The following is a 26,166-nucleotide window of genomic DNA, read 5'->3' as shown; positions in this document are numbered from 1 at the left end:
ATGATTAATGTCTTTTTTATAGATGATGAAATGAGTCCAGAAGAACCACATCAAAAAGTTTGGCAGAACAAATTAGATAAAACAGGTGAAGTTTTTTTTGTAAAAGTCTATTCTAATCCAACAATTGCATTTGAAGAAAAAGAGAACTTTTTATATAACACAATTATAGTTTTAGATTTACAAATGCCAGGATTTGATGGCGATAAGTTTTTGCATAAAATAAGAGAGAATAATATTCATATTCCTGTAATTATATATTCAGGTAATGTTAAAATTGAGGAAAATGAAACTATATTAACTTTAATAAAAGATAATATTTTTTCGTATATAGAGAAACCAAATAGAGATGAAGTTGTTAATGCAATTGTCAATGCATCTAAAATGCTTAAAGATATAGTTCCTTTGGAAGTTAGTGAAGCATTACAAGAGTATATTAATAGAGATCCTAATAGAAAAAATATCATTGTGACAACAAAAGATGAAGCAACAATTACTACTCAAGAAATTATTGAAGAAATTAACAAGAAGACACCCTTTGGAATTTCATATACAAAAGCTTTATATAAAATGAGTTTTGAAAGTTTGTTAAATGAAAAGAAATAAAAATGAATGATTTGGTTCTGATTTCATATACTGACAGTTTATTAGGAAACTATTTTAAATCCTGTCGAGATGATTTGAAGCATTTTATAGAACATAAGGATATTTCAATAAGAATTCATTGTGACCATGATGGTTGTAAGAAACAAGTATTAGAAGAAACAATATATGATCTATCTGACAATTATATTGTGGTAGCATTTACTCATGGCAATGAAAATGCGGTAATTGATCAGAATACAACAGAATTAATACATAAGACTGAGTCTGGAAACTATCATAGTGCAATTTTCTACTCAATAGCATGTTCCAATGCATCATCACTTGGGAAAGAATTAATAAATTACTCAAGTAAACTATTTTTTGGTTACAACCAAGATACTCATGGAATACAGGGACCTCAGAATTTAGTTAAAATATTTATCGAATCAGAAAATTTTGCATTGAAAAGGATTTTATCTGGCATAACTGACGGGAAAGCTCTTTATGAAGAAACGTATACTTTTTTTACACAAAAAATCGAGACATTAAAAGAAGAAAATAAATTGCTTGCACCTCTGCTTCTTCACAATAGGGAAGCTATGCAGATATATACGAATGAAAATGGAAATAAAAAAAGTTTCCCTGAAATTTAGTGAGTGGCTTTTAGGATGTGTTCAAAAATTGCTTTGGCAAGTAATGGTGGAACAGCATTTCCAACTTGTTGCTGCTGAAAACTCAACGGCCCTTTGAAAATGAAATCGTCAGGAAAGCTTTGCAGTCTTGCTGCTTCTCTCAAGGAAAGCCCTCTATGCTCATGAGGATGTATAAGCATGCTTTTTCTGTAGTTTGCAATGGTAACGGCAGGCTCATCTTCTTTTAAACGCTTGTAGATACCGCTATGAGTATGCTTAGTGCTTGAATAAGTTTTTAAAAGACCTCGTTTTTTTGCGGCTTCCCAGTTTTCCCCCTGCTTGATTGCTTCATATCTTTCTACAATATGTGGACGGCTGTGGGTTACATCATTTTGCAGGGCTTTTTTTGATGTTCTTCTTATGAGTTTCACATAGGGATGCACATGCGTAACTTTTTTATAGGAAGCTTCTTTAATCTTGTCACCATTTTTTAAAGATGGTAAATCTTTAAGTGCTTCACCTACGGTAACTTTTGGTTTTTTTTCTAGAGAATCAAAGTCAAATTGAATACCGCCTTTTTCTTTGCGATGACCAATAATAAAAAATCTGTTTCTATATTGCGGAACACCAAAATCAGCAGCATTGAGTACTGAAGAATTGGTTTCATAGCCCAGCGATTGCAGTTCTTTTTCCACTTCAACAGCAAATCGTCCTTTGTCAAAAGACTTAAATCCGACAACATTCTCGAAAACAAACCAGTCCGGTTCTAAATCTTTTACAAATCTGCAATATTCTCTAAACATCCAATTGTTTGGATTATCTAGATTTCTAGTTTTGGTGTTTGCAACAGAAAAGCCTTGGCATGGCGGACCTCCAAACAGCAAAAAGGGGTGTTTTTCAACATGTTCAAGAGGTTTTACAGTTTTGATATCTTTTGCAAGGACATTAGTATCAGGATGATTTTCTTTATAAGTAGCTGCTGCATGTTCATCAAATTCTACAGCTAAAACAGGGTTGATACCTGCCATAGCAGCACCGATACTCATCCCTCCTGCTCCACTAAAAATATCAACAGCTGTAAACTTTTTGGACACAGAAACCTCCACTCTATTTACTGAAATTTTACTATCTTATAGCTGCATTTAATCTTAAATATTTATGTTACAATATTTTTAATAATTAAAGAAGAAAGAAAGTATGGATAATTTAACTGCTGAACAGCGCAAAAAAAATATGAAAAATATCAAGTCTAAAAATACAAAGCCGGAGCTTCTTTTAAGGAAGGCTTTATGGAACAGAGGCTTTCGTTATCGACTTTATGGGAAAGACATATTTGGAAATCCTGATATTTATCTTAAAGGAAAGAGGATAGCAATATTTATAGATAGTGATTTTTGGCACGGGAAACTTTATCAAGAAGGGAAATCCATTCCTCAGACAAATCAGGAGTACTGGATTAAGAAACTTGAACGAAATCTAAAGCGCGATAAAGTAGTAAATAATCAACTACTAACAAGCAATTGGCTTGTCATTAGAGTATGGGAAAGTACGATTAAAAAAGATGTGAAAAATACAGCTGATACAGTCATGCAAATAATGCAAGATAATCATAAAGGATTTTTCAGCCTGTAATTACAAGAAAAATTTATTATACTCTTTTGTAAATCTTTACAAACTGTTTGTGAATACTAAAATGATACGGCTACACTTATTCATACTCAGAACATTTAGCAATTCTGAGATAAAATATCAGTATGAATAAGGATAAAAAGAAGATGAAAAACAGTAAATACACCAGAGAATTTCGAGATTCAAGTGTGCAGTTAGTGATGAATTCAAATGAATCAACAGTAAAGATTGCCAAAGATTTGGATGTCAATGAAAAAACACTTTATAATTGGGTCAGAGAATACAAGAAATCCAATAATATTCCCATAACACCACGAGGTGGATTTACAAACAACAGCACTATTAAAGAAACCGCAGAAGAAGAGAATAAACGCCTGCGTGCAGAGAATAAACTTCTCAAACAGGAACGAGACATATTAAAAAAGGCAACCGCACCCCAAGGGCACTTCTTTCAGGGCGCGTATTTCGCCAAAGAAACTCTGCGAAGTATGTGCCGTGAGCGAAGCGAGGAAATGCCCTTGGGGTGCATGGATACAAGAACACTCAAACGAGTTTCAAATAGCAGTGATGTGTAGGATACTTCAAGTCGATAAAGCAAGTTATTACCACTGGATAAAGCAAGGATGCCAGATGCAACAGATAGATAAAAAACTTAATGAACTCATTGAAATTATCTTTATGCAGGGAAGAGAGAACTACGGTACCCGACGAATTAAAGATAAACTGGTACAAAGGTATGGATTTGTTGTTTCTCTTCGTCGCATAGGGCGTATAATGCGTGAACTGGGGCTTGTTGCAAAGACGAAAAAACGCTATAGAATCAATACAACAAACTCAAATCACAACTTACCTGTTGCACCAAATATTTTAAACAGAGATTTTTATGCTTCATATCCTGATGAGAAATATGTTGGCGATATCACTTATATTCCAACAAATGAAGGATGGTTGTATTTAGCGACTGTAATGGATTTATACTCCCGTCGCATTGTTGGTTGGTCAATGGATGACACGATGAAAGTATCACTTGTAAATGATGCTTTAAATATGGCACTTATTGCCAGAAAACCAGCAAAAGGTTTAATCTGGCATACTGATTGAGGTAGTCAATATGCTTCATACTCTCACAAGGATTTATTACAACAACATGGCATAATTCAGAGTATGTCTCGTAAGGGTAATTGTTGGGATAACGCGGTGGCAGAGAGCTTTTTTCATACACTCAAAACTGAACTCATTTACCATGAGATATTTGAGACAAAAGCTCAAGCCAATCAGGCCATATTTGAGTATATTGAGGTTTATTATAGCCGACAAAGAATGCACTCTGCAAATGGTAATTTATCACCTGTTGAGTTTGAAGAAAAAATGATGTTACAAGTTGAAACAGCAGCTTAGAATCTTTATGGATAAGTATGAAATAGGGTTGACATATCAATGTAAACTTTTCTTCAAAATACTCTTTCTTTTTTTCAAGTTCCTGAGTATATTTTACTTCAATAAGGCTATCTTGTTTGTTTGAGTCGGAAGTATATCTTACAAAACAATCAGCACTGTATGTTTTGGTTCTGTTTTGAAAATCGATTGTTATTTGAGGTTGCTCTTGGTAGGATGCAACATCATCGTCAAATTCAAGAGTCAAGAAAAAGATTTTTTCCAATTTGGATTCATAGGCGATAGATTTATTATTCTTAACACTTGGAAAGTGCCCTGTTACTGAGCGGTAGTTCTTCTTTATTTGGCGTTGTGGAAAGGTAATCATAATAGATAGATTATATAATAGTAAAATAAACAGATATATTCTCATACTTTATTGAATAATTATCAAGCTTTATTTCATAAATTAGATGCAAGATATGTATGTTTTTAATCTCATAAATAGTACAATACTACCAAAAATAAGGTTTTTAAGATGAAAAATTATCATTCTCAAACTTTAGTAGATATGACAATGGCTGCAAAAAAACTATGAGAACTTTTTATTATGTGCATACGGGGCACAGAATAGGCCTGGACAGATTTCGCAGGGCAGTGGCGATACTCAATGCTTTAAAAGATGAAGATATTACACTGTTGACAAGTGATTATCGCATTGCACAGGCGGCACGTGATTTTGGCATACAAAAGAGTGTGGGGATTGATGTTGTCAGAAATATCCCCCAAATTGCCCATAACGGCGACAAGCTGATTTTTGATTCTGCAGAGGCAAATCCTGTCATGCTTGAGGATATGCGAAACTATTTTTCAAGATTTGTGAGAATCAGCGATAAGCCTGATGAGGTAAAAGCGGAGAATGAATTTTTGCTCTCTCCCTATTTGGAAGATGAAGGTATCTGCAAAGCCGTGGTTGTAGCTGACAAATACTTTACATGTAAAGAAAAGACAGTACCACTCTCCTATTTTTTCGGAGATGATGATTATGAAAAAGATTTGGAAAAACATGTAGATTTTATAGAAGATTTACGTCCACATTTGCAGCTTGGATTTTATTATTTTCTAGATTATGAAGAAATGTTAAAAACAAGATTCGTTCATTATTTCGAATTTGAAGAGTATGATGAAATGATAATGCAGAGTGAAGTTTTAGTCACAGCTTCGCCACAGGCAGTGCTGGATTCTTTAGCCTCTGGCGGGAAACCTGTTTATATACAGAGAGAAGATTACACACGGGATTTTATTCCTCTGTTTGAAAGCTTAAATATTCCTGTCGTTTATAATTATGATAAAAATCACTTAAATGTGATATTAGAGACTGTTTTTACGAGAAATTATGAAATAATTGAAAAAAATAGTAACAAAACAGCAAACTTTCTAAAAGAAAGCTTAAATTTATAAATAATTAAAACTTATTTGGTATATAATAAGGATTGAAAATTGAATAAAGAAGAGAGAAAACATGAAAAATAATAGCCGTAGAGGTTTTATGGGCAAAGCGTTTGGTGCTGTTGCCGGTGTGGGTGCTGTCGCTTCATTGTACGCGATGAAGAGATCATGGGATCCTTTACCGAGCGTCAAAGCAGCCGGATTTACTACTCTTGATATGTCGCAGTATAAAGAGAATGAGTTGGTAACAGAAAAATGGAGAGGGAAGCCTATTTTCGTTTTAAAGCAAACTGCAGAGATGGTTAAAAAAGCAGAAAAAAATCCTAAAGATTTAGAGAGACTTATTAAAATTGGAAATGATTACTTTTTAGTATGTCTTGGTCTTTGTACACATCTTGGTTGTATCCCTGGGTACAATCCTGACGAAAAAAGCTTTTTGTGTGCATGTCATGGTGGTATGTATGACTTTACAGGGGAGGTGACAAAAGCTCCTCCACCGCGTGGGCTTGATATTCCTCCATTTAAAATTGATGGAGACAAACTGGTTTTAGGTGAAGAAGGACCTGAATATAAGAAGATGCTTGAAAATGGCATAACATTAAAAGCATAAGCAAAGGAAGATAAATGGCACATTTTACAAAAGCAAAAAATTTGCACGATTGGCTTAATCAACGACTTGCGATTGATACGCTTAACCGTGTTTTAGCTACGGAGTATTGGATTCCTAAAAATATTAACTTTTTATGGGCAATGGGTATGATACTTGCGATTACATTCGGACTGTTATTGATATCGGGTATCTTTTTACTGATGTATTATCAACCGAATATTGATTTGGCATTTGACAGTGTAAACTACACGATAATGCAGGAAGTCGGTTACGGTTGGTTATGGAGACATGTTCACGGTGTAGCGGCATCTGTAGTGTTCCTGATAATCTACATTCATATGTTCACAGGGATATATTACGGTTCATATAAGAACGGTCGTGAAATGATTTGGATTTCAGGGATGCTTTTATTTGTTGCGTTTTCAGCAGAAGCATTTTCAGGATACATGCTACCATGGGGTCAAATGTCTTATTGGGCTGGTATGGTTATTACAAATCTTTTTGCTGGTGGTAGTTTACATGCTGATGGCTTAGTTGAGTGGATACGCGGAGATTATATTCCTGCTCAAGCATTTTTAAATCGTTTCTTTATGTTACATGTATTGTTGATTCCTTTGGCAATTATCGGTCTTATCGGATTACACTTCGGTGCGCTTCGTATTCCACATGTAAACAACCAGGACGGTGAAGAGATTGACTTTGATGCTGAAGCGAAAAAATATTTGGCCGGCGACAAAGCAAATTCAAAAGTAATTCGTTTTATGAATGACTTTTTGGCAAAAGATATGATGGTTGTGGGAATTTTCCTCATTCTTTTCTTTTATCTTGTCTTTTATCATTATGATTTTGCAATGGACCCTGTAAACTTTGACCCTGCAAACGGTCTGAAGACGCCTGCGCATATTTATCCTGAGTGGTATTTCTTATGGTCTTATGAGATTTTACGTCCATTTTCAACAGATGTTGGACTGATTGCATTTGCTTTTGCACAGGTAATTTTCTTTCTGTTACCATTTTTAGACAGAAGCCCAAATGCAGTGCCTGCGTCACGTCGAGGTCTGTTCAAATACTGGTTCTGGGCAATGTTGATTGACATGATTATACTGACGGCAATGGGTAAAGTTCCGCCAGAAGGTGTATTTAGCGCTATCGGTTTTTACGCGGCTATAACGTTTATCGGTTTATGGATTATACTTCCATTTATCACAAAATTTGAAAAAAAAGTTTAAGGAGTAAACAGTGAAAGAATTATTTATATTAGTGGTCGTAACTGTATTTACTCTTGTGACATACTATTTGGTTGAACCGTTTGCACATTCGCAAATGCACAAACACATAGAAAGTGAAGGGTTTACATACAAAGATTTACCGGCATTGACAAAAAAAGGTGATGCTGCACGTGGAAAAGACCTGGTCATGGGTGCAGGTGCCTGTGTTGGTTGTCACAGTATTGAGGTTGCCGGTATGCCTGCTCCGATGGATCCTGTAACTGCAGCACAAAGCTACGGTGTAAACCCACCGGATTTATCAAATGCAGGAGTTGTCTTCGATGCTAAATTTTTAGCGGCACTCATTAAAAACCCTGCACATGCTTTAATGCTTGAGCATAAATACAATGAAAAAAGCGGTAAATCTTATCCGATGCCACAGTTCTACGGAGCCGGCGGAGATATGGATCAGGAAGTGGCTGACATGGTTGCCTACTTACAGTCAATTGCAGTACCGCAAGAGAAATTAACGCCAAATATGGCATTTGAAGTTGCTTGTGGACGATGTCATGCAATTCATTATCAGTATAATTTAGACGGAAAGCTTCATGCACCGTGGACACAAATCGGAGAAAAACCGACATTCAAACACAAACAGGATGAGTTGGCATTTGAAACAAAAGTGCTTGATTATCAAGACGCTTTAACAAAATATCTCGGTACCTTGCCACCGGATTTAAGTATGTATATCCGTTCTCGCGGAGAGCACTACATCAAAACTTTTGTTGAAGATCCTCAAGCGTATCTTAAAGGAACTGCGATGCCTCGTGTAGGTGTGACTGCAGAAGCTGCTGATAAAGTGATTGAGCATCTTGAAAATGTCGGAGATTCCAAACGTCACAAAAGAGAAGAAATCGGTAAATATGTTATGATATATATTATTATCTTTGCAATATTTGCTATTCTTTGGAAAAAAGAAGTGTGGAGAGACTTGCACTAGTCTTTTTCTTTGGGTTTCCATACTTTGTGTGGGAATCCATTCCCTGGCTATTACAATCAATGTTATTAAGTTAAGCGACTTTTGGGAACCCGTACTTCAGTGCGGGCTGAGAGTGGCAAGAATATTGCAACAGCCGGCACTGAAGTACCGGTTCCGAAAAAGTATTAATTTTTTTCACTTAATAACACTGCGCTATTACCCCTCCTAAAGTTAAGCTTTGATATAATCTTTTTTATGAGATTTAGAGATATCAAAAAAAACACAAAACATCAAAAACAACAACAAAAGAGACCTCACATACGCTATGCGCGTTATCCGGATAGAATAAAAGCACTCATTACCGACTTGTTTATGATATATGCACCTATTTTATATATTATTGCTTATATTGTGATGGGAAGCAAAGAAGCATTTCAGTCTTCGCAATGGGCACCATTTTTCGGGGTAGCAACATATGGATTGATTTACGCCGTTCTTCTGGCAAAATTTGGACAGACTCCGGGAAAAAAAGCCTATAAAATTAAAGTAGTTGACGATAAAACATATAAAAATATAGGATTTTTTCGGGCTTTGTGCCGTTTTACAGCTTTTTTGTTTTCTGCAACAATTCTTTTAGGATTAGCAATTCCATTTTACAGAAAAGACAAAAAAGCATTGCATGATATAATATGCGCAACTGTAGAAATTGAAGTTGATTAAGAAGTGCATCAACTCTAAAAGATATAATGACAAGAATTAAAATTAGGAAATATAATGCTTATTGATAGCTATGACAGAGTGGTAGATTATTTAAGAGTTTCTGTAACCGAACGATGTAATTTTAGATGTCAGTACTGTATGCCCGAAAAACCGTTTTCATGGGTTCCAAAAGAAAACTTATTGAGCTTTGAAGAGCTGTTTGAATTTATGAAAGTGGCTATTGACGAGGGTGTGAAAAAGATTCGCATTACAGGCGGAGAACCGCTTTTGCGCGAAGATCTGGACAAATTTATTCAAATGATTTATGATTATGAACCTGCGATAGATTTGGCAATGACAACCAATGCTTTTTTGCTCAAAGGCACGGCACAGCGGCTTAAAGATGCAGGGCTTAAACGCATTAATGTCAGTATTGATACTCTTAAACCGGAAGTGGCACAGGCTATAGCGGGAAAAGATGTTTTGAAAAATGTACTTGAAGGCGTGGATGAAGCACTCAAAGTAGGGCTGAAAGTCAAAGTAAACATGGTACCTATGAAAAACATGAATGCTGATGAGATTGTGGATGTGCTGGAGTATTGCAAAGAGCGTAATATGAGTGTGCGTTTTATAGAGTATATGGAAAACAAATTTGCCAAAGCGGATATTTCAGGGCTGAAATCATCAGAGCTTCTGGAAATTCTCAGAGAAAAATATGAATTTGAAGATGAAGGTTTTGACGGTGCCTCGCCATCGCATTATTACAGAATGAAAGACGGATACCGGTTTGGTATTATTGAACCCTACGGAGATGATTTTTGCAAGCAGTGCAACCGTATAAGACTGACTGCCGAGGGTAATCTGATACCGTGCCTGTATTTTGATGAGGCAATGAGCATTGCGGAGTCGATTAAAAAGGGTGATATCAAAGGGGCGGCAGCTGTTTTAAAAGAGGTTGTGCGTACAAAACCGGAAAAGAATCGCTGGGGCGGAGAAGATGATGAAGTTTCCAACCGGGCTTTTTATGAGACGGGTGGATGATCTACCTCGTTGAGCATTTTTACTCTATTCAGGGGGAGGGCAAGTATGTAGGCACGCCTTCTCTTTTTTTCCGTTTCGGCGGCTGCAATATGAAGTGCGAAGGTTTCGGGTGTAAAGAGACAGCAAATGACGGTACAGAAGTTGTCGGCTGTGATACTGTTTATGCCGTCAATAAAGAGCATTTTTTACAGAGTTGGGTACCTGTTTATAAAGTAGAAGAACTGCTCAATATTCTCTCTTTGTATGATTTGCCCGAAGCGGTAGACATTGTTTTGACAGGCGGTGAGCCTCTGATTTATGCCAACGATACACTCTTTGTTGCTTTTTTGGAAGCCCTGGTGGCAAAGGGACATCAGATAACTTTTGAAACAAACGGTTCTTTAGCGGTTGATTTTGAAAAATATCCTGTATACAAAGAGTGTGTGTTCGCTCTGTCAGTGAAGCTTTTTAATTCTGGAGAATCCCTGAGTAAACGTCTGCGCGGTGATGTGATTTACAATATTGCCGCAAATGCAAAAGATGCTTTTTTTAAATTTTCCATTGACAAAGAGTCTATAAATATAGCTCTGGAAGAGGAGATACAAAGCGTCACCATGCATTCCCCTCAGACCAAGGTTTACTGTATGCCTGTAGCAGGAAGCAAAAAAGAGTTGGAAGAAAATACCGAACCGCTGATAGAGTTCTGCAAGGCAAAGGGGTACAATTTCAGTGACAGACTGCACATAAGAATCTGGGATGCCAACAAAGGTGTATAGCATCAAGGCAGTTTCATATGTTTTGTCGGAATCCGTACTTTAATGCTCAAACATGATTTGAGAGAAAAACTAAATTTTTTTCTGCAGTCCGGGCTGAGAGTGGCAAGGCTATTGCAACAGCCGGCACTGAAGTACCGGTTCCAAGAAAGCATTAGTTTTCTTAACTTAATAGTGTTGTCGGAACCGGTACTTCAGTGCCGGCTTTGTGTCTTTAAAAATAGGTGAACAAGAGGGATTTATCATGATTATCAGAAAACTTTTTAAATTTGAAAATGCACATATTGTACGGGGATGCTCAACTGTAAAATGCAGAAGTTCGATTCACGGGCACTCTTACAAAGTGGAACTGCTTTTTGCATCCAACTTTTTGGATAACGGACAGATGGTCTATGATTTTGGACTGATGAAGCAAAACATGAAAGATCTCGTGGAGAGTTTTGATCATGCGATTGCTCTGTGGCGTGATGATGATCCGGAGTTTGTCCGTGATATGAAAAAACACTCTGCGCGATGGGTCCAATTGCCGGTGTCGCCTTCTGCAGAGCAGTTTTCACGTGTTATTTTTGTGATGATAGAGAGACTTTTGTCGCTTACATCAACACAAAACGGAGAAAAAGAAGTACGCCTTGAGAGCGTCATAGTGCATGAAACCGCCACAGGTTATGCACAATGTTTTCGTGAAGATGCCCACTCAAAAAATATGGGTGAAATCAAGCTTGAAGAGATTGTTTTTTCTGTGCAGGTTTTAGAGGATTTTAAAGATAAAGACCTATTTGAAAAGATAAAAAGAGGAGAAACTTTTTTAAATCCTGCAAGTGTCTGAGCCCTCTTAATATTTTTTAATAATAGAGTGCTATACTTAAAGCAAACAAAAATATAAAACACTGTTCTTTTGGTATAAAAGGAGAAGAGATATGGCACAGGAAGAGATTAACAAAGCTGTCTCGGGCGAGTATAAACTCGGATTTGAGATAGATATAGAACAGGACACACTGCCTCCCGGGTTAAATGAAACAACCGTTCGTTTCATTTCCCAAAAGAAAAATGAACCGGAGTGGATGACGCAGTGGCGCTTAAATGCTCTTGAAAAATGGCAGAAAATGCAAGAGCCCCACTGGGCACATGTAACTTACGAACCTATAGACTACCAATCAATTTCTTATTTTTCGGCTCCAAAAAAGGGAGCAAATTCTCTTGATGAAGTTGATCCAAAAATTCTTGAAGCCTATAAAAAACTCGGCATTCCTTTGGATGAACAAAAACAGCTGCAGGGGATTGCCGTAGATGCCGTTGTGGATTCTGTTTCTGTAAAAACCACATTTTCTGAGGAGTTGAAAAAGCACGGGATTATCTTTTGTTCTATTTCTGAGGCCCTGCAGGATTATCCTGAACTTGTTAAAAAGTATATGTTCAGTGTCGTACCGATGAATGACAACTATTATGCAGCCCTGAATGCTGCTGTTTTTACAGACGGCACCTTTGTCTACATTCCAAAAGGGGTTCGCTGTCCGATGGAGTTGAGTACCTACTTTCGTATCAATGCACTCAACACAGGACAGTTTGAGAGAACACTGATTGTTGCAGACGAAGGAAGTTATGTAAGCTACAATGAAGGCTGTTCCGCACCAATGCGGGATGATTCACAGCTGCATGCCGCTGTTGTGGAACTGATTGCGATGAGGGATGCGGAAATCAAATATTCTACCATTCAAAACTGGTATCCCGGTGACAAAGAGGGCAAAGGCGGCATTTACAACTTTGTTACCAAACGCGGTCTTTGCAAGGGAGACAATGCGAAAATTTCCTGGACGCAGGTGGAGACCGGTTCCGTCATCACCTGGAAGTATCCAAGCTGTATTTTGCAGGGAGACAACAGTGTGGGTGAATTTTATTCAGTTGCCGTGACAACGCTTGCACAGCAGGCAGATACAGGAACAAAGATGATTCACCTGGGAAAAAATACAAGTTCTACCATCATCTCAAAAGGAATTTCTGCGATGCGGGGACAGAACAGTTATCGCGGACTAGTCAAAATGGCGGCCAAAGCTGAAGGCGCACACAATCGAAGCGAATGTGATTCTCTGCTTATAGGAAGCGAGTGCGGGGCACATACATTTCCTTATTTGGAGAACAAAAGTGCCCATGCCAAGGTTGAACATGAGGCAACAACAACAAAAATCAGCGACGAACAGCTTTTTTATCTGCGTCAACGGGGTATCAGCGAAGAGGATGCTGTGAGCATGATAGTACACGGATTTTGTAAAGAGGTGTTTAACCAACTGCCGATGGAGTACGCGGTAGAAGCCAAAGCGCTCTTAGAATTAACATTGGAGGGAAGTGTAGGATGAGTACAATGATGGAAATAAAAAATTTGCATGCAAATATAGGTGAAAAAAATATTTTAAAAGGATTGAATCTTTCACTCGAAACAGGGAAAGTTCATGTCATTATGGGGCCAAACGGTGCAGGGAAGTCGACACTCTCCAAAGCCATTGTCGGGCATTATGATATCAGTGTCGGTGAGGGCGATATTGTTTACAAAGGAGAAAATATTGTTGAAGAAGCACCGGAAATGCGTGCGCTCAAAGGTATATTTTTAAGTTTTCAAAATCCTGTAGAGATTCCGGGTGTGAGCAATGCCTATTTTTTACGAACAGCGGTGAATGCAAAAAGAAAGTTTGAAGGCAAAGAAGAGCTTAACGCTGCAGAATTTTTACGCGAAGCAAAGCGTCTGGCAACGGAACTCGGAATGAAACCTGAGCTCATTACCCGTTCACTCAACGAGGGTTTTTCGGGCGGCGAGAAAAAACGAAACGAAACACTGCAGATGCTGATGCTTGAACCTGATTTTATTATTTTGGATGAGATTGATTCCGGACTTGATATTGATGCTCTGCGGGCAGTAAGTGAGGGGATTAACAAAATCAGAGATGAGAAAAGAACCTTTTTGATTATCACACATTACAGCAGAATTCTTGAGTATGTGAAACCTGACTATGTGCATGTGCTCAAAGACGGCAGAATTGTTAAAACTGCGGGTCCTGAACTTGTGGCAGAGTTGGAAGAGAAGGGATATACAACTCTTGAGGAGTTTTAAAATGAAACAGATAGTTTTGGCAAATATTTTAGCAAACCTTTCTTCTGTGGTCTCACAAGAAACAGCAGCTGCGGCATCCCGTCTGCAACTACTCGGACTGCCTACGAAAAAAACAGAGCAGTACCGGTATTTTCCTATTGAAAAACTCCTCAATGCAGAGTACAGAGCAATCGCAAAAAAAGAGTCTGAAATTGAAGAAGCTGATTTTGTAGAGATAGTTGATGGTGTTGTAGTACGTGCGCCAAAGGGCTTGAAAATCGGCTATACAAAGAGGCGTACTATTGCTGAAGAACATTTTGACCCGCTCTATTATCTTGGGCATCTGCTCTCTTTGGAAGTCATTGAAATCAATTTTGAAAATGACAGCAGCATAAAGATTTTACACAGATATACCCAGGAAAATGCGCTTATTGCCTACAGGGTAGTTGTGCAGACTGCACCAAATATAAAAGTGACACTTTCTGAATCTTTTATAGGCTGTGATGCAAAAGAGAGTTTGGTGCTCTACGGCTGTGATATCCGTCTTCAAAGAGATACGCGATTCACTTTTATAAAAGATGAAACACTCGTTGAGGGTATCTATACACCGGTCCATTCACATTATATAGAGCTGGCAGAACAAAGCAGTGCAGACTTTTTCAGTTTTGATTTTGGCAATGCCGACGGGCTTCAGTTAATACAGGCAAAACTGATGCACTCAAGTGATTTCAGGGCACATCATCTTTTATATACAAAGGGAGAGAGCAAAAGAGGCACAGTTTCCCAGATTGTGCATGCGGCAAAGGAGGCAAAAAGTTCCCAAAAAGCAAAAACAATTTTAGGAGAGAGCGGACGGGGAATTTTTGATGCGCTCATTAAAATCAAAGCAGAAGGGAGCGGTACAAAAGCCTACCAAAACTCCCAGGCCGTTTTACTCAATGACGGGGCCTACATGGCGAGTAAACCACAGTTGGAAATTTATATAGATGATGTGGAAGCCAGTCACGGTTCAACGATAGGGGAGCTTGATGCACAACAGCTTTTTTATCTTCGCTCACGGGGTATTATGCTTGAAGAGGCCAGAAAAATGTTGATTTTGGCTTTTGCAAATGAAATCATTGATGCGATAGAAGATGAAAAAACAAGAGAAAATGTGCACCTCTCTTTTGAAAAGGTTTATTACGGTCATGGACAGTTGGAGTGTATAGCCACCTGCCATCACTGCTGTGAGACTGTGTTTGGAGAAGAGTTGTGAGTGTTAGGAACAAAGTAAATTATTACAAAGAAGATCTGGAGATGTTTGAAACACCAAACGAAAAGTTTGAATATATTTTTGATTTGGGAAAAAAACACACTGTCTTGCCTGAAGAAGAAAAAAATGAAGCAACATTTATAGAAGGCTGTTCTTCTCCTGCCTGGCTTGTCGGTGAGTGTAAAGATGGTAAGCTTGTTTTAAGAGGTGAGGGCAGCAGTGAAATGGCAAAGGGAATGCTGAGTCTGCTTTTAGATATTTTCAGCGGACAGGAGGTGGATGATATTCTTGCCTTTGATCCCAAAGAGCTTGAAAAACTGGGAATAGTCGAGCACCTTTCCCCTGTTCGTCAACAGAGTTTAGAGGCTTTTTTAAACAAAGTCTATGCTTATGCAAAAAGATGCAAAGAGGAAGTGGTATGAGTGATATAAGAGATGTGACGCCTAAGGAGAGTGAAGCACGGGTTATTGAAGAGTTAAAGAAGATATATGATCCTGAACTTCCGGTAGATATTTATAATCTTGGTCTGATTTATGATGTCAAGTGTGAAAAAGATCCGGTGAGCAAATTAAACAGATGCAAAGTTGTCATGACGCTTACTGCACCAACCTGTTCGATGAGCCAGGTCATTATAGATATGGTGAAAAATATTGCCAATACGATAGAAGACGGTTCTGTTGAAGAACTTGATGTTGAGGTGGTGTATGATCCGCCATGGGATCAAAGCAAGATGAGCGAAGAGGCAAAACTTGCTATGGGGATGCTGTAAAATTACGCTGCTAACTTAAAGGTATAAAGTCTGCACTGCAGAAGCTGAACTTTGTACTGATTGTCTTTACCGGGGTTTGTTTTGGAATTTCTGTACAGTTTTCATCAGTGATGATAAAACTGTTCGCCTCTGCGAGAGGAGAAATCATTCCCGGAGCATACTGCTCACAAACCGTAAAATATTCACCGTCAAAATAGCCGGGAATGACTGTTCTTCTTCCTGCGCGCAGTGTGACATCATTTTTCATTTTGGCAGTAATGGGGTTGATGTATTTGTCTTTTTGTCCGCTCATTGCATAAATAATGCTTCTTCCGAAAAGCTCAAAATTTAGAGCTGCTGCGAGCGGATTTCCAGGCAGATTCAAGATGACTTTGTTTCCGATTTTTCCAAAAGTAGTCGGTTTTCCAGGTTTGATGGCTACTTTGTCAAAAAGAATTTCATACCCGAAGGCGCCAAACGCCTCTTTTGTAAAGTCGGCATCTCCGACACTTACTCCGCCGCTTGTAATGATAAAATCACAGTCAAGTGCACTCCTTATGTGCGTATGAATATCTTCGAGGGTATCTGCGGCAGTACCGATAAACTCCACTTCACAGCCGAGTTCTTTGACACGGGAGAGGAGCGTCGGTGTATTTGTATTGTAGAGTTGATACTCTGTAATTTGCTCAAAGTGCATTTTCAGTTCATTCCCTGAAGCAAACAGAGCGACACGGGGCTTTTTGTACACTTTGACATGGCTGATGCCCTGGGATGCGAGCAGTGTGATCTGATGCGCATCGATTTTGTCACCGACACAGAGCAAGAGAGTCTCTTTTTTGATATCTTCACCACTGAGACGGATATGCTTTGAGATGACAAGATTGTCGGGAAGTTTGACACCGTTTTGGCACTCCTGTGTATCTTCAACCGGTACGATACACTGGGTTCCAAGCGGAATTCTTGCTCCTGTCATGATTTTGATGGCTTCTCCGTGTCTGAGTTCACCCTGAAAATCATCCCCTGCAAAAATTGTACAAGACACCGTAACACATTTGTCAGAGTCTTCTATCTTTACCGCATACCCGTCCATCGCGGAATTGTCATAAGGCGGGAGATTGTGTGTTGCTGTAATATTTTCGGCAAGTACATAGCCCAAAGCTTCTTCAATGGGCAGTATTTTGAGCGATTTTCGTTTCGTATTTGTATAAATCAGTTCGAGTGCTTTTTCAATGCTTACAGTCATAATAGTATATCCTTTGTGCAGACTCTTTGTTTAATAGACATATTATAATATAATTTCGTTATGAATGAAATGTATAATATGGGTTTAAGCCTACATAGTTGGTCTGCGGTTGCAATTTTGGTGATGATTTTTGTAAATCTTTTTTTTCTGATAAGTTCTCAGGAGCTTGCCAGATACAAAAGGGTCAACTCTTTGTATTTGACACCTTTGACAATGACAATACTTGGTTCGCTTTTGTTTACCGGTATTGTGATGATGGCGGCAAAGCACCTGCACTTCAGTATAGAAAATATTGCTATGATTTTTTTAGGTGTTGTATTGATTGTTTTGGAAACAAAAAGGTTAAAAGCCCTGAAATATCTGAGTACGAAAAAAGAGCATGCTTTTAACGCATACAAACCGTTTGCAAGAACAATTTTGCAGGCAGAATTTGTTTTGGTGCTTTTGATGTCACTGTGGATGTGGTTTTTGTAAAATGGTATATCTTTTCAATGCAGAGGCAGGCAAAGACTCTTTACATGTAAAGAGCGAAGATTTTAAATATCTTATAAAAGTACGCCGCCACAAAGTCGGTGACGAACTGGGTTTTCGCAATAAAGAAGATATAGAGAGGCTGCATATATACAGGTTGCAGAAAATCGAACCAAGAACGGCAGTGTTTGAGCGTATTTCTTCAGAAATCCTGAGAGTCAAAGCAGAAAAAGAGCTGCATATCGGCTGGTGTGTCATTGACAACAGGTCTGTTGAAAAAGTACTGGCAAGTCTGAACGAAACAGGGGTGAAAAAGATTACTTTCATCTACTGCGAGCGCAGTCAGAAAAACTTTAAGCCTGATTTCAAGCGGTTTGAACGGATCCTGCAGGCTTCAAATCAGCAGTGCGGGCGTACAGAGTTTATGGAATTTGCTACATGTAAAGGGCTTGAAACATTTATCAAAGAAAATCCGGATACAAAAGTTTTTGATTTTACAGACAAAATACTGGAGTGTGAGAGTGATTTTACAACAGTACTGATAGGCTGTGAGGGCGGGTTTTCAGCCAAAGAAAAAGAGTTTTTGAAAAATCAGGAAGTGTTCCGGCTGGATACACCTATGATTCTTCGTTCTGAGAGTGCAGTTTTAGCAGTTGCAAGCAAAATATTGCTTTAAGAGAAGCGTGATATAATTTTTGAATGAAGAGTTATAATATAATTTATAAAGATGAAAAAACATTTCAAAAATTTGTAAAAAAGTATAAACTGAAAGAGGAAAAGGCACTTCTTGTTCAGGTATTGAGCGGGATTACAGAGGAAGAGTTCTGTCTCTCTCTTGCACAGTTTATCAAAAAAGAACTCCCCTATGCAAATATCATCGGTACCACAACGGCCGGCGGCATAGCGAATGCTGTCATGTATGACAAAGAAGTTGTGCTCTCTTTGAGTCTCTTTAAAAAGAGTACAGTCGCTTCGAGACTTTACTCTTTTGAAGATGATTTTAATGTTGCAATGATGAAAAAAGCGCTGGTACGGGAAAATACAAAAGCGATGATAATTTTCAGTGACGGATTTAAAAGTAACGCTGAAGCATTGATAGAAAATATTCACAGGACCATGCCCGATATTGTCATTGCAGGAGGAAGAGCCGGTGATGAACTTTTTCAAAAAACATTTGTTTTTGACGAGAAAAATTACAGTGACAACGGATGTGTGATAGCAACATTAAGCGGTGAGGAACTGCATGCCAAGAGTGATTATATTCTTGCCTGGACCCCTATCGGCAAAGAGATGATAGTGACAAAAGCACAAGAGACAGTTTTGTATGAACTTGACGGAATCCCTGTTTTGGACATATACAAGAGATACCTTGGCAAGCATATTTTGGAAAAAATTCCTGAAGCATGTGCTCCTTTTCCGTTGTTGCTGAAAAAAGGAGACATTACTGTAGCGCGGGATCCTATTGCTGTGACGCAAGAGGGCTTTTTGCAGTATGCAGGCAGATTTGAAGTGGGCGATGTTGTGCGGTTTAGTTTTGCCGACATTGAAGATTTGACAGATCATCTTGATGAACTTTATGGTGCTTTGAGCCGGCACTGCGCAGAAACAATCTTTATATATTCCTGTGTCGCACGAAAAGCACTTTTAGGAGAAAAACTCGAAGATGAACTGGGTGTTTTGGAAGCCATTGCACCGACAGGCGGTTTTTTTACTTTTGGTGAATTCTTTCAATCTTCTGAGATGGCAGAGTTGTTAAATGTCACGACAACAGCGCTCTTCTTGTCAGAATCAGACTATACAGAGTGCGAGAAAAAAAGTTTTGCACCAAAGCATACTTTTGACTCTATAAAAAAATCATTAACCCATCTGGTCAAGATGACATCCCAGGAGTTGGAGACCCTGACTATCCATGATCCTCTGACTGCCTTGTATAACCGACAGGAGTATATCCGCATAGTTACAAAGAAGATAAAAAGTGCAAAACGGTATGGCGAAGTTTTTGGCATGATGATGATTGATATAGACTTTTTTAAACTGGTCAATGACAATTACGGACACGATGTCGGAGATCATGTCTTGAAAAAAATTGCACAAATTTTGCTGAAAAATGTACGTGAGGATGATTTTGTTGCACGATGGGGCGGCGAAGAATTTATTATTATTGTGAAAAATGCCAAAGTAGAAGCTTTGGAAAAAGTAGCACAGAAGATTCAGAAAAAGATGCTTCAGGAATCTTTTACTCCGGTGCCAAAGGTGACGCTCTCCTTCGGATTAACGCTTTACTGTGAGGGAGATGATGAGGATGCACTCTTTAAACGTGTAGACAATGCACTCTACAGAGCAAAGGAGAATGGAAGAAATCAGTATATCATCGGATAAATTTTGTATTAAGAAAAAATTTGGTTATAATTCCATTCAGAAAATCTGCCCCCATACGGATTTAAAAAATATATAGATATTCGTACTTCGACGAGTATCAAAAGGTAAAAAGATGAAAAAAGGTATTCACCCTCAGTTAGTTGACTGTACTGTAACATGTGCATGTGGAAATAGTTTTGTAACAAAAAGCCAAAAGCCGGAAATGAGAATTGATATTTGTAATGAATGTCACCCGTTCTTTACAGGCGAAGAGCGTATGGTTGATACGGCTGGTCGTATCGAGAAATTTAACGCACGTTACAATAAAAAATAATTTTTTAACTTGCTGACTCTTGTTCCAACTCCGATTGGAAACATCGGCGATATTTCACTCAGAGCGATTGATGCTCTGAGAAGCGCCGATACACTTTTATGCGAAGACACCCGCGTTACCAAAAAACTCATCCATATTCTTAAAGAACGCTATAATACAGAATTTAAAGAGAAACAAAAGTTTATTGCTCTGCATTCTCATAATGAACAAAGTTTTGTTGAAAAACTTTCTCCCTCTTTTTTTGAGCAAAATATTGTCTATGTCAGTGATGCCGGCATGCCCGGTGTGAGTGATCCCGGACAGGCCTTGGTTGCCTATTGTCTGGAACATGATATTTCCTATGATGTGCTTCCTGGTGCCAATGCCGTGCTTACTGCTTTTGTTGCCAGTGGATTTTGTGAAACAAAAATGCTGTTTTTAGGATTTTTGGACCATAAAGGAAGCAGTCGCAGTGAAGGTTTGCAGCGTGCTTTGCACAGTGGCTATACAACAGTTTTATATGAGTCCCCTCACCGTTTGGAAAAACTGCTTTTAGAAATTGCAAAAGAAGCACCTGAAAGAGAAATATTTCTGTGTAAAGAGCTGAGTAAGAAATATCAAAGATACCTGCGTGGCACTGCAGCTGAAATAGTTGTAAAACTTGATGGAAATTTTCGTGGCGAATGGGTTGTGGTGATTCAGGCAGCCAATGAACAAAACAGTTCTGCCGTTAGTGAAAACGATATACTGGCACTGGACTTGCCTAAAAAAGTGCAGGCAAAACTTATCAGTAAAATTACAGGTGAAAATACAAAAGAGATCTATCAAAGATTAATGTAAATTTATGAAAAAATTTTAAATAAACACTTTTTTGGATAAAATACTCTCATGTTAATTTATGCCAAACAACCAATATATTATCTTATCAACAACTATCCGCAAAAAATAAAGACTCTGTATCTTGCAAAAGAACTTGAAAAAAAAGAGTACTCCCGCCTTATGAAAATGGATTTTGCAATTAAACGCATTCCAAATGAAGCAGCCGTTAAAATGAGTAAAAATGCCAATCACCAGGGATTTTTGGCTGAAGTTGAAGATTACAAACTCCATAATTACCAGACATTTTTAGACAAAGAGTTTGTAGTTGTTTTGGCAGGGCTCACAGATGTCGGCAATATTGGCGCCATTGTACGAAGTGCTTATGCCTTGGGTGTGGATGCGATTATTGTCAGCGGGATCAAACATCTTGCTGTTGAACCATTGCTTCGTACAAGTACCGGTGCACTTTTTGATATGCCTTTGGCTGTTGAAAATAACATACATAACTTATTGAATGATTTTAAGATGTCCGGTTTTGTCAGCTATGGTGCTGATATGGGCGGTATTGATATCAGAGAAGCAAAAATTGCGAAAAAAAGGCTTTTAGTCCTGGGCAATGAAGGAGAAGGTCTGACCGCAAGAGTAAGCGCAAAATTAGACAATATAGTCAGTATAAAAATGGCACATGATTTTGATTCACTGAATGTAAGTGTTGCCGGAGCTATTTTAATGGACAGGATGAGATATGAACAATGACGGGTTGCAAAAATTAAAAGATATCGGCGCACAGAAAATTTATGAAGATACACACATACCGGTAGGACATATACAGGCAATTTTACATGCAAGTTTTGACGGTTTGAACAAAATTCAGTTTATTGGTTTTATTTCGATACTCCAAAGAGAGTACAACATTGATTTGAGTGAATTGAAAAATGCCGGAACTGCCTACTATAATGAAAAAAATCCTGTTGAGACAACCACTGAAGACGGGATTTTTATAGCACCGAAAAAAAAGAAAAACTTCACACTTTTATATATTTTACTTACAATGGTTGCTCTGCTTGCTGCTTTGTATTATACAATGGAATATACAGATAAAGAGATAAAGACTCCTCCTCCAAAACAAAGCAATATTCAGATTTTATCTGTTGATACAAATGTCAGTCAGAAAAAAGATGAAAACAAGACACTCAAAGATGCAAACACGACACAGGAAACTGCAATAAAAAAAGAAAAAGCCGTAGAGAAAAGTTTTAAAATTATTGCAAGATCAAAAGTCTGGATGGGTTATATTGATGTTGCAACAAACAAGAAATATCAAAAGACATTTATGGGAGAGTTTGATCTTGATCCAGACAAAGAGTGGCTTTTGATTTTTGGGCATGGCTACATAGATGTTGTCACGGATACAGAGAAAAAGAAATTTAATTCGAAAAAAACATTAAGACTCCTGTATAAAGAGGGTGCAGTGAAGGAGTTGACTTTTGAGGAATTTAAAAGACTCAACAGAGGTAGTGCATGGTAAAAGTCTTTGTTCTCATGGCACTCTTTTTTGGTTTTGCAAATTGTGCTGATATAACACAAGACCCATTGGATGTGAAAATTAAAAGCTTTTTAGGTAAGAAATCCTATGAGACAAACAAAGATTTTATCAATGTGATTTTTGAACCGAAATCCTCTTTTTATGTCAAAGACAGGGTCAATGCGGTAAAAGTCATACAGACACTCAAAGACAATGGTCTGTTAAATCTTTTTTTTCGTTCACCACAGGATTTTCGGCTCAATTTTAAAACAAGCGGGTATCCTCTCTTTTTTGTAAAAATTATGGAAGACACGCTGCAAAACCTGGGCTATTTCAGATATGTGACAACAGCATCAAATTTTGACAGTTCAGAATTTTCCTGGAGTATCAATCTCACATCAGAGTATGCAACCGACCCTTTGATACTGCAAAACGAACTGCAAAAAAGCGGTTGTAATATAATAGACGTAGAAAAAAATTCTCTCAAAGAGTGGACATACACCATTGACATAAGCAACGGATATCTCAATGTCGCTCAGCTGCATACAGGCGAAGAGATAAAACTAAAACGCTCTTTGTATGCCCACTGGCTTGATATTTCAAAGATCAGAAGTCTGACGATCAAAAGTTCAAGAAGAAACAGATGGTATCCGTATATTGCCTATTATGATGCCTCCTTGCATCTTTTAAAACTTTTTAAAAAAAATAAAATCTATAAAAAACTGACACTTATCATGCCCAAAAATGCGAAATATATCAAAATATCGGATATGCATACACTTAAAAATGTCAAAGATTCTCTTGTTTTATATCCAAAGGGCAAAAGATAATTTACAGACCGTAACTTTATTCTAATAATTTTTCGCTAAAATAGCACTAAATATTTCATGTTATAGGGTAAACAATGTTTGATGAGTTTAATTTTAATAGAGTTGAGAGACTTCCAAAGTATGTATTTGCGGAAGTTAATGATATAAAAATGGCAGAACGCCGTGCCGGTAAAGATGTGATAGATTTTTCTATGGGAAATCCTGACGGACCGACGCCGGAGCATATACGAAACAAACTTGTCGAATCAGCCCAAAAGACAAAAACACACGGATACTCCTCTTCAAAAGGGATTCCGAAACTCCTCAAAGCAATTGCAGACTGGTATGAACGCCGTTATGACTGCAAGCTTGATCCTGAAACAGAATGTGTTGCAACCATGGGTTCCAAAGAGGGGTATGCACACCTTACCTATGCCATTACAAACATAGGAGATGTGGCGGTTGTACCTGATCCTACCTACCCGATTCACGAATACTCTTTTATTTTGGCCGGAGGCAATGTTATCAAATTCGGTATAGAATTTGATGAACACTACCGGGTGAATGAAGATCACTTTTTTGAGAGTCTGGAAAAGGTTTTCAAAGAGAGCTCCCCGAAACCAAAATATGTTTTGGTCAATTTTCCGCACAATCCGACAACAGCAACGGTTACGCCTGAGTTTTATGAACGTTTGGTTGCGATGGCAAAAGAGAAAAGATTTTATGTGATTTCCGATATTGCCTACGGTGACATTACCTTTGACGGCTATAAAACACCATCTATTATGAGCGTAGAGGGTGCAAAAGATGTGGCAGTCGAGTCGTTTACGCTTTCAAAATCGTACAATATGGCAGGCTGGCGTGTAGGTTTCTTTGTAGGAAACAAAAAACTCATAGGCGCCTTGCAAAAAATCAAATCATGGTTGGATTACGGTATGTTTACGCCTATTCAGGTGGCGGCGACGGTTGCACTGAACGGCGATCAGACCTGTGTGAGCGAAATTACCCAAAAATACAATCACCGCCAGGAGGTGCTCATAGAAGCATTCGGGCGTGCCGGCTGGCATATACAAAAGAATGAGGCAACAATGTTTTCCTGGGCAAAAATTCCTGAGTGTGTCGCACATCTCGGTTCTTTGGAGTTTTCGAAACGTCTGTTGATTGAAGCAGGTGTTGCCGTGGCTCCGGGAATCGGTTTTGGAGAGTACGGTGAGGGCTATGTTCGTATAGCACTCATTGAAAATGACAACAGGATTCGTCAGGCTGCAAGAAATATTAAAGAATTTTTAAAACAGTTTGACGGCTGTAAAAAAGAGAGTAAAAAGTAATGATAAAAGTCGGAATAATCGGTGTCGGAACAGTCGGAACAAGTGTAGCCCAGATTTTAAAAGAGAATGCGGATGTGATTTCTGCCCGTGCGGGTGTTGATATTGTCGTCAAAAGCGGTGTCGTGAAAAATCTCAAAAAAGAGCGGGGTCTGGACATTGTATTAACAGATAATGTAGATGATATTTTAAATGATGAAGAAATAGACATTGTCGTAGAATTGATGGGCGGGGTGGAAGAGGCATTTGAAGTGGTAAAACGCGCACTCAAAGCCGGTAAGTCTGTTGTAACTGCAAACAAAGCGCTGCTGGCATACCATCGTTATGAATTGCAGGAGATTGCAAAAGACAAAGCCTTTGAATTTGAAGCGAGTGTTGCCGGTGGTATTCCAATTATAACGGCACTTCGTGACGGTTTGTCAGCCAATCATATAGAATCAATCATGGGTATTATGAACGGTACATGTAACTATATGATGACAAAGATGACGAATGAGGGTGTGGCATACGATGACATTTTAAAAGAGTCTCAGGAACTCGGCTATGCCGAAGCTGATCCGACGTTTGATGTGGGCGGATATGATGCTGCGCACAAGCTGCTTATTTTGGCTTCCATTGCCTACGGCATTGATGCAAAACCAGAGGATATTCTGATAGAGGGCATTGAAAATGTGACGCAGGACGATATTGCATTTGCCAAAGAGTTCGGTTATGCCATCAAACTTTTAGGGATTGCAAAAAAAGACAAAAATGAAGTGGAACTGCGAGTACATGCCTGTTTGATTAAACAAGAAGAGATGATAGCAAAAATAGACGGCGTGATGAACGGCATCTCTGTTGTCGGCGACAAAGTCGGCGAAACACTTTACTACGGTCCGGGTGCAGGCGGCGATGCAACGGCTTCGGCAGTTGTGGCAAACATCATAGATATAGCAAGAAGCGGAAAATCGACGCCGATGCTTGGATTTAACCGACCGATGGAAGGCAATCAGCTGACACTCAAACCAACGGAAAAAATCGAGTCCAAATACTATTTGAGAGTCAATGTCTCAGACAGAACCGGTGTTTTGGCAAGACTGACAAAAATATTTGAAACACACAATATCTCTATAGAAACCATGCTGCAGCGTCCAAGTGACAAGGAAAGTGCAAACCTGTTGATATCAACACATACAGCCGTGGAAAAAGATATACAAAATATGATCCGCGAACTTGAAGCACTTGATTTTATAAATGCAAAACCTTCTATGATCAGGATAGTGTAACTTT

At 38.4% G+C, this 26,166-nt stretch carries 31 protein-coding genes; 28 read left to right on the top strand and 3 right to left on the bottom strand.

The features are described from left to right. Positions 1 to 603 (top strand): response regulator, encoded by a 603-nt coding sequence (locus MNY28_RS09525; protein WP_346389682.1) that lies wholly within the window; start codon positions 1 to 3, stop codon positions 601 to 603. A 2-nt stretch (positions 604 to 605) separates the two neighbouring features. Then, positions 606 to 1,235: a hypothetical protein gene (locus MNY28_RS09520; RefSeq protein WP_346389681.1), complete on the top strand. Its 630-nt coding sequence runs from the start codon at positions 606 to 608 to the stop codon at positions 1,233 to 1,235. On the opposite strand, the gene MNY28_RS09515 is transcribed toward MNY28_RS09520, so the two are convergent. Then, positions 1,232 to 2,308 (bottom strand): DNA cytosine methyltransferase, encoded by a 1,077-nt coding sequence (locus MNY28_RS09515; protein WP_346389680.1) that lies wholly within the window; start codon positions 2,306 to 2,308, stop codon positions 1,232 to 1,234. The two genes, MNY28_RS09520 and MNY28_RS09515, sit on opposite strands and share 4 nt — an antisense overlap. A gap of 103 nt (positions 2,309 to 2,411) precedes the next feature. Between MNY28_RS09515 and MNY28_RS09510 the strand changes: the two genes are divergently transcribed. From MNY28_RS09510 to MNY28_RS09500, 3 genes are all read left to right on the top strand, one after another. Next, positions 2,412 to 2,846, top strand: coding sequence for a very short patch repair endonuclease (locus MNY28_RS09510; protein WP_346389679.1), 435 nt, complete (start codon positions 2,412 to 2,414; stop codon positions 2,844 to 2,846). A 143-nt stretch (positions 2,847 to 2,989) separates the two neighbouring features. After that, entirely contained in the window at positions 2,990 to 3,418 is a 429-nt protein-coding gene (locus MNY28_RS09505) for a transposase (protein WP_346389678.1), read from the top strand. Continuing rightward, on the top strand, positions 3,339 to 3,944 hold the full coding sequence (locus tag MNY28_RS09500; RefSeq protein WP_346389677.1) for an IS3 family transposase: 606 nt from the start codon (positions 3,339 to 3,341) through the stop codon (positions 3,942 to 3,944). Before MNY28_RS09505 ends, MNY28_RS09500 begins: the two co-directional genes overlap by 80 nt. A gap of 133 nt (positions 3,945 to 4,077) precedes the next feature. On the opposite strand, the gene MNY28_RS09495 is transcribed toward MNY28_RS09500, so the two are convergent. Continuing rightward, positions 4,078 to 4,605 carry a TnsA endonuclease N-terminal domain-containing protein gene (locus MNY28_RS09495; RefSeq protein WP_346389676.1) on the bottom strand — a complete coding sequence of 176 codons (528 nt, stop codon included), beginning with the start codon at positions 4,603 to 4,605 and terminating at the stop codon, positions 4,078 to 4,080. Between the two features lie 206 nt (positions 4,606 to 4,811). Between MNY28_RS09495 and MNY28_RS09490 the strand changes: the two genes are divergently transcribed. From MNY28_RS09490 to MNY28_RS09430, 13 genes are all read left to right on the top strand, one after another. Continuing rightward, on the top strand, positions 4,812 to 5,678 hold the full coding sequence (locus tag MNY28_RS09490) for a hypothetical protein (protein ID WP_346389675.1): 867 nt from the start codon (positions 4,812 to 4,814) through the stop codon (positions 5,676 to 5,678). Between the two features lie 61 nt (positions 5,679 to 5,739). Further along, a complete protein-coding gene (petA, locus tag MNY28_RS09485) occupies positions 5,740 to 6,276 on the top strand; it encodes a ubiquinol-cytochrome c reductase iron-sulfur subunit (RefSeq protein ID WP_151899472.1) in 537 nt (178 codons plus the stop codon). A 14-nt stretch (positions 6,277 to 6,290) separates the two neighbouring features. Further along, positions 6,291 to 7,505 carry a cytochrome bc complex cytochrome b subunit gene (locus MNY28_RS09480; RefSeq protein ID WP_151899473.1) on the top strand — a complete coding sequence of 405 codons (1,215 nt, stop codon included), beginning with the start codon at positions 6,291 to 6,293 and terminating at the stop codon, positions 7,503 to 7,505. 10 nt (positions 7,506 to 7,515) lie between these two features. Further along, complete coding sequence (locus MNY28_RS09475; RefSeq protein WP_151899474.1) at positions 7,516 to 8,484, top strand: c-type cytochrome; 969 nt, start codon at positions 7,516 to 7,518, stop codon at positions 8,482 to 8,484. Between the two features lie 234 nt (positions 8,485 to 8,718). Continuing rightward, on the top strand, positions 8,719 to 9,183 hold the full coding sequence (locus tag MNY28_RS09470) for an RDD family protein (protein ID WP_346389674.1): 465 nt from the start codon (positions 8,719 to 8,721) through the stop codon (positions 9,181 to 9,183). A gap of 54 nt (positions 9,184 to 9,237) precedes the next feature. Continuing rightward, on the top strand, positions 9,238 to 10,203 hold the full coding sequence (moaA, locus tag MNY28_RS09465; RefSeq protein ID WP_346389673.1) for a GTP 3',8-cyclase MoaA: 966 nt from the start codon (positions 9,238 to 9,240) through the stop codon (positions 10,201 to 10,203). Continuing rightward, complete coding sequence (locus MNY28_RS09460) at positions 10,200 to 10,958, top strand: 7-carboxy-7-deazaguanine synthase QueE (RefSeq protein WP_346389672.1); 759 nt, start codon at positions 10,200 to 10,202, stop codon at positions 10,956 to 10,958. Before moaA ends, MNY28_RS09460 begins: the two co-directional genes overlap by 4 nt. Positions 10,959 to 11,199: 241 nt before the next feature. Next, entirely contained in the window at positions 11,200 to 11,781 is a 582-nt protein-coding gene (locus tag MNY28_RS09455) for a 6-carboxytetrahydropterin synthase (protein ID WP_151899478.1), read from the top strand. A gap of 91 nt (positions 11,782 to 11,872) precedes the next feature. Beyond that, positions 11,873 to 13,306 carry a Fe-S cluster assembly protein SufB gene (sufB, locus tag MNY28_RS09450; RefSeq protein ID WP_151899479.1) on the top strand — a complete coding sequence of 478 codons (1,434 nt, stop codon included), beginning with the start codon at positions 11,873 to 11,875 and terminating at the stop codon, positions 13,304 to 13,306. Next, positions 13,303 to 14,055, top strand: coding sequence for a Fe-S cluster assembly ATPase SufC (gene sufC / locus MNY28_RS09445; protein ID WP_346389671.1), 753 nt, complete (start codon positions 13,303 to 13,305; stop codon positions 14,053 to 14,055). Before sufB ends, sufC begins: the two co-directional genes overlap by 4 nt. Before the next feature lies 1 nt (position 14,056). Then, positions 14,057 to 15,289 carry a SufD family Fe-S cluster assembly protein gene (locus MNY28_RS09440; protein WP_346389670.1) on the top strand — a complete coding sequence of 411 codons (1,233 nt, stop codon included), beginning with the start codon at positions 14,057 to 14,059 and terminating at the stop codon, positions 15,287 to 15,289. Then, positions 15,286 to 15,708, top strand: coding sequence for a SufE family protein (locus MNY28_RS09435; RefSeq protein ID WP_346389669.1), 423 nt, complete (start codon positions 15,286 to 15,288; stop codon positions 15,706 to 15,708). Before MNY28_RS09440 ends, MNY28_RS09435 begins: the two co-directional genes overlap by 4 nt. Next, on the top strand, positions 15,705 to 16,055 hold the full coding sequence (locus tag MNY28_RS09430) for a metal-sulfur cluster assembly factor (RefSeq protein ID WP_346389668.1): 351 nt from the start codon (positions 15,705 to 15,707) through the stop codon (positions 16,053 to 16,055). Before MNY28_RS09435 ends, MNY28_RS09430 begins: the two co-directional genes overlap by 4 nt. Before the next feature lie 10 nt (positions 16,056 to 16,065). Here the strand turns inward: MNY28_RS09430 and glp are convergent, their stop codons facing one another. Continuing rightward, complete coding sequence (gene glp, locus MNY28_RS09425) at positions 16,066 to 17,277, bottom strand: gephyrin-like molybdotransferase Glp (RefSeq protein WP_346389667.1); 1,212 nt, start codon at positions 17,275 to 17,277, stop codon at positions 16,066 to 16,068. Between the two features lie 78 nt (positions 17,278 to 17,355). On the opposite strand from glp, the gene MNY28_RS09420 reads away from it, so the two are divergent. The 10 genes from MNY28_RS09420 to MNY28_RS09375 all read left to right on the top strand — a co-directional run bounded on the left by MNY28_RS09420 (position 17,356) and on the right by MNY28_RS09375 (position 26,162). Beyond that, a complete protein-coding gene (locus MNY28_RS09420; RefSeq protein WP_346389666.1) occupies positions 17,356 to 17,751 on the top strand; it encodes a hypothetical protein in 396 nt (131 codons plus the stop codon). A 1-nt stretch (position 17,752) separates the two neighbouring features. After that, complete coding sequence (locus MNY28_RS09415; RefSeq protein WP_151899485.1) at positions 17,753 to 18,424, top strand: 16S rRNA (uracil(1498)-N(3))-methyltransferase; 672 nt, start codon at positions 17,753 to 17,755, stop codon at positions 18,422 to 18,424. Positions 18,425 to 18,447: 23 nt separating this feature from the next. Beyond that, positions 18,448 to 20,127 carry a GGDEF domain-containing protein gene (locus MNY28_RS09410; RefSeq protein ID WP_346389665.1) on the top strand — a complete coding sequence of 560 codons (1,680 nt, stop codon included), beginning with the start codon at positions 18,448 to 18,450 and terminating at the stop codon, positions 20,125 to 20,127. 112 nt (positions 20,128 to 20,239) lie between these two features. Continuing rightward, the gene (rpmE, locus tag MNY28_RS09405; RefSeq protein ID WP_151899487.1) at positions 20,240 to 20,440 is read left to right on the top strand and encodes a 50S ribosomal protein L31; all 201 of its coding nucleotides are present in this window, start codon (positions 20,240 to 20,242) and stop codon (positions 20,438 to 20,440) included. Between the two features lie 9 nt (positions 20,441 to 20,449). After that, positions 20,450 to 21,259, top strand: coding sequence for a 16S rRNA (cytidine(1402)-2'-O)-methyltransferase (rsmI, locus tag MNY28_RS09400; protein WP_346389664.1), 810 nt, complete (start codon positions 20,450 to 20,452; stop codon positions 21,257 to 21,259). Positions 21,260 to 21,307: 48 nt separating this feature from the next. Continuing rightward, positions 21,308 to 21,994, top strand: coding sequence for a 23S rRNA (guanosine(2251)-2'-O)-methyltransferase RlmB (rlmB, locus tag MNY28_RS09395; RefSeq protein WP_151899489.1), 687 nt, complete (start codon positions 21,308 to 21,310; stop codon positions 21,992 to 21,994). After that, positions 21,984 to 22,766, top strand: coding sequence for a hypothetical protein (locus MNY28_RS09390; protein WP_346389663.1), 783 nt, complete (start codon positions 21,984 to 21,986; stop codon positions 22,764 to 22,766). The genes rlmB and MNY28_RS09390 overlap by 11 nt, the downstream gene beginning before the upstream one ends. Beyond that, positions 22,760 to 23,593: a hypothetical protein gene (locus MNY28_RS09385; protein ID WP_346389662.1), complete on the top strand. Its 834-nt coding sequence runs from the start codon at positions 22,760 to 22,762 to the stop codon at positions 23,591 to 23,593. The genes MNY28_RS09390 and MNY28_RS09385 overlap by 7 nt, the downstream gene beginning before the upstream one ends. Positions 23,594 to 23,667: 74 nt before the next feature. Beyond that, positions 23,668 to 24,900, top strand: a complete 1,233-nt coding sequence (locus MNY28_RS09380) for an LL-diaminopimelate aminotransferase (RefSeq protein ID WP_151899492.1) — start codon at positions 23,668 to 23,670, stop codon at positions 24,898 to 24,900. Continuing rightward, complete coding sequence (locus MNY28_RS09375) at positions 24,900 to 26,162, top strand: homoserine dehydrogenase (RefSeq protein ID WP_346389661.1); 1,263 nt, start codon at positions 24,900 to 24,902, stop codon at positions 26,160 to 26,162. The genes MNY28_RS09380 and MNY28_RS09375 overlap by 1 nt, the downstream gene beginning before the upstream one ends. Positions 26,163 to 26,166: the final 4 nt, after the last annotated feature.

Origin of the sequence: Sulfurimonas sp. NWX367 (genome assembly GCF_039667065.1) — a bacterium.
Lineage (GTDB): Bacteria > Campylobacterota > Campylobacteria > Campylobacterales > Sulfurimonadaceae > Sulfurimonas > Sulfurimonas hydrogeniphila.
This window is presented reverse-complemented; position numbering and strand designations above follow the sequence as displayed.

Excerpts from the sequence above, each read along its gene's own strand:
- MNY28_RS09525 (WP_346389682.1), top strand. The coding sequence starts at position 1 with ATGATTAATGTCTTTTTTATAGATGATGAAATGAGTCCAGAAGAACCA.
- MNY28_RS09520 (WP_346389681.1), top strand. The coding sequence starts at position 606 with ATGAATGATTTGGTTCTGATTTCATATACTGACAGTTTATTAGGAAAC.
- MNY28_RS09510 (WP_346389679.1), top strand. The coding sequence starts at position 2,412 with ATGGATAATTTAACTGCTGAACAGCGCAAAAAAAATATGAAAAATATC.
- MNY28_RS09505 (WP_346389678.1), top strand. The coding sequence starts at position 2,990 with ATGAAAAACAGTAAATACACCAGAGAATTTCGAGATTCAAGTGTGCAG.
- MNY28_RS09495 (WP_346389676.1), bottom strand. The coding sequence starts at position 4,605 with ATGATTACCTTTCCACAACGCCAAATAAAGAAGAACTACCGCTCAGTA.
- MNY28_RS09490 (WP_346389675.1), top strand. The coding sequence starts at position 4,812 with ATGAGAACTTTTTATTATGTGCATACGGGGCACAGAATAGGCCTGGAC.
- petA (WP_151899472.1), top strand. The coding sequence starts at position 5,740 with ATGAAAAATAATAGCCGTAGAGGTTTTATGGGCAAAGCGTTTGGTGCT.
- MNY28_RS09480 (WP_151899473.1), top strand. The coding sequence starts at position 6,291 with ATGGCACATTTTACAAAAGCAAAAAATTTGCACGATTGGCTTAATCAA.
- MNY28_RS09470 (WP_346389674.1), top strand. The coding sequence starts at position 8,719 with ATGAGATTTAGAGATATCAAAAAAAACACAAAACATCAAAAACAACAA.
- moaA (WP_346389673.1), top strand. The coding sequence starts at position 9,238 with ATGCTTATTGATAGCTATGACAGAGTGGTAGATTATTTAAGAGTTTCT.
- MNY28_RS09460 (WP_346389672.1), top strand. The coding sequence starts at position 10,200 with ATGATCTACCTCGTTGAGCATTTTTACTCTATTCAGGGGGAGGGCAAG.
- MNY28_RS09455 (WP_151899478.1), top strand. The coding sequence starts at position 11,200 with ATGATTATCAGAAAACTTTTTAAATTTGAAAATGCACATATTGTACGG.
- sufB (WP_151899479.1), top strand. The coding sequence starts at position 11,873 with ATGGCACAGGAAGAGATTAACAAAGCTGTCTCGGGCGAGTATAAACTC.
- sufC (WP_346389671.1), top strand. The coding sequence starts at position 13,303 with ATGAGTACAATGATGGAAATAAAAAATTTGCATGCAAATATAGGTGAA.
- MNY28_RS09440 (WP_346389670.1), top strand. The coding sequence starts at position 14,057 with ATGAAACAGATAGTTTTGGCAAATATTTTAGCAAACCTTTCTTCTGTG.
- MNY28_RS09430 (WP_346389668.1), top strand. The coding sequence starts at position 15,705 with ATGAGTGATATAAGAGATGTGACGCCTAAGGAGAGTGAAGCACGGGTT.
- glp (WP_346389667.1), bottom strand. The coding sequence starts at position 17,277 with ATGACTGTAAGCATTGAAAAAGCACTCGAACTGATTTATACAAATACG.
- MNY28_RS09420 (WP_346389666.1), top strand. The coding sequence starts at position 17,356 with ATGGGTTTAAGCCTACATAGTTGGTCTGCGGTTGCAATTTTGGTGATG.
- MNY28_RS09415 (WP_151899485.1), top strand. The coding sequence starts at position 17,753 with ATGGTATATCTTTTCAATGCAGAGGCAGGCAAAGACTCTTTACATGTA.
- MNY28_RS09410 (WP_346389665.1), top strand. The coding sequence starts at position 18,448 with ATGAAGAGTTATAATATAATTTATAAAGATGAAAAAACATTTCAAAAA.
- rpmE (WP_151899487.1), top strand. The coding sequence starts at position 20,240 with ATGAAAAAAGGTATTCACCCTCAGTTAGTTGACTGTACTGTAACATGT.
- rlmB (WP_151899489.1), top strand. The coding sequence starts at position 21,308 with ATGTTAATTTATGCCAAACAACCAATATATTATCTTATCAACAACTAT.
- MNY28_RS09390 (WP_346389663.1), top strand. The coding sequence starts at position 21,984 with ATGAACAATGACGGGTTGCAAAAATTAAAAGATATCGGCGCACAGAAA.
- MNY28_RS09385 (WP_346389662.1), top strand. The coding sequence starts at position 22,760 with ATGGTAAAAGTCTTTGTTCTCATGGCACTCTTTTTTGGTTTTGCAAAT.
- MNY28_RS09380 (WP_151899492.1), top strand. The coding sequence starts at position 23,668 with ATGTTTGATGAGTTTAATTTTAATAGAGTTGAGAGACTTCCAAAGTAT.
- MNY28_RS09375 (WP_346389661.1), top strand. The coding sequence starts at position 24,900 with ATGATAAAAGTCGGAATAATCGGTGTCGGAACAGTCGGAACAAGTGTA.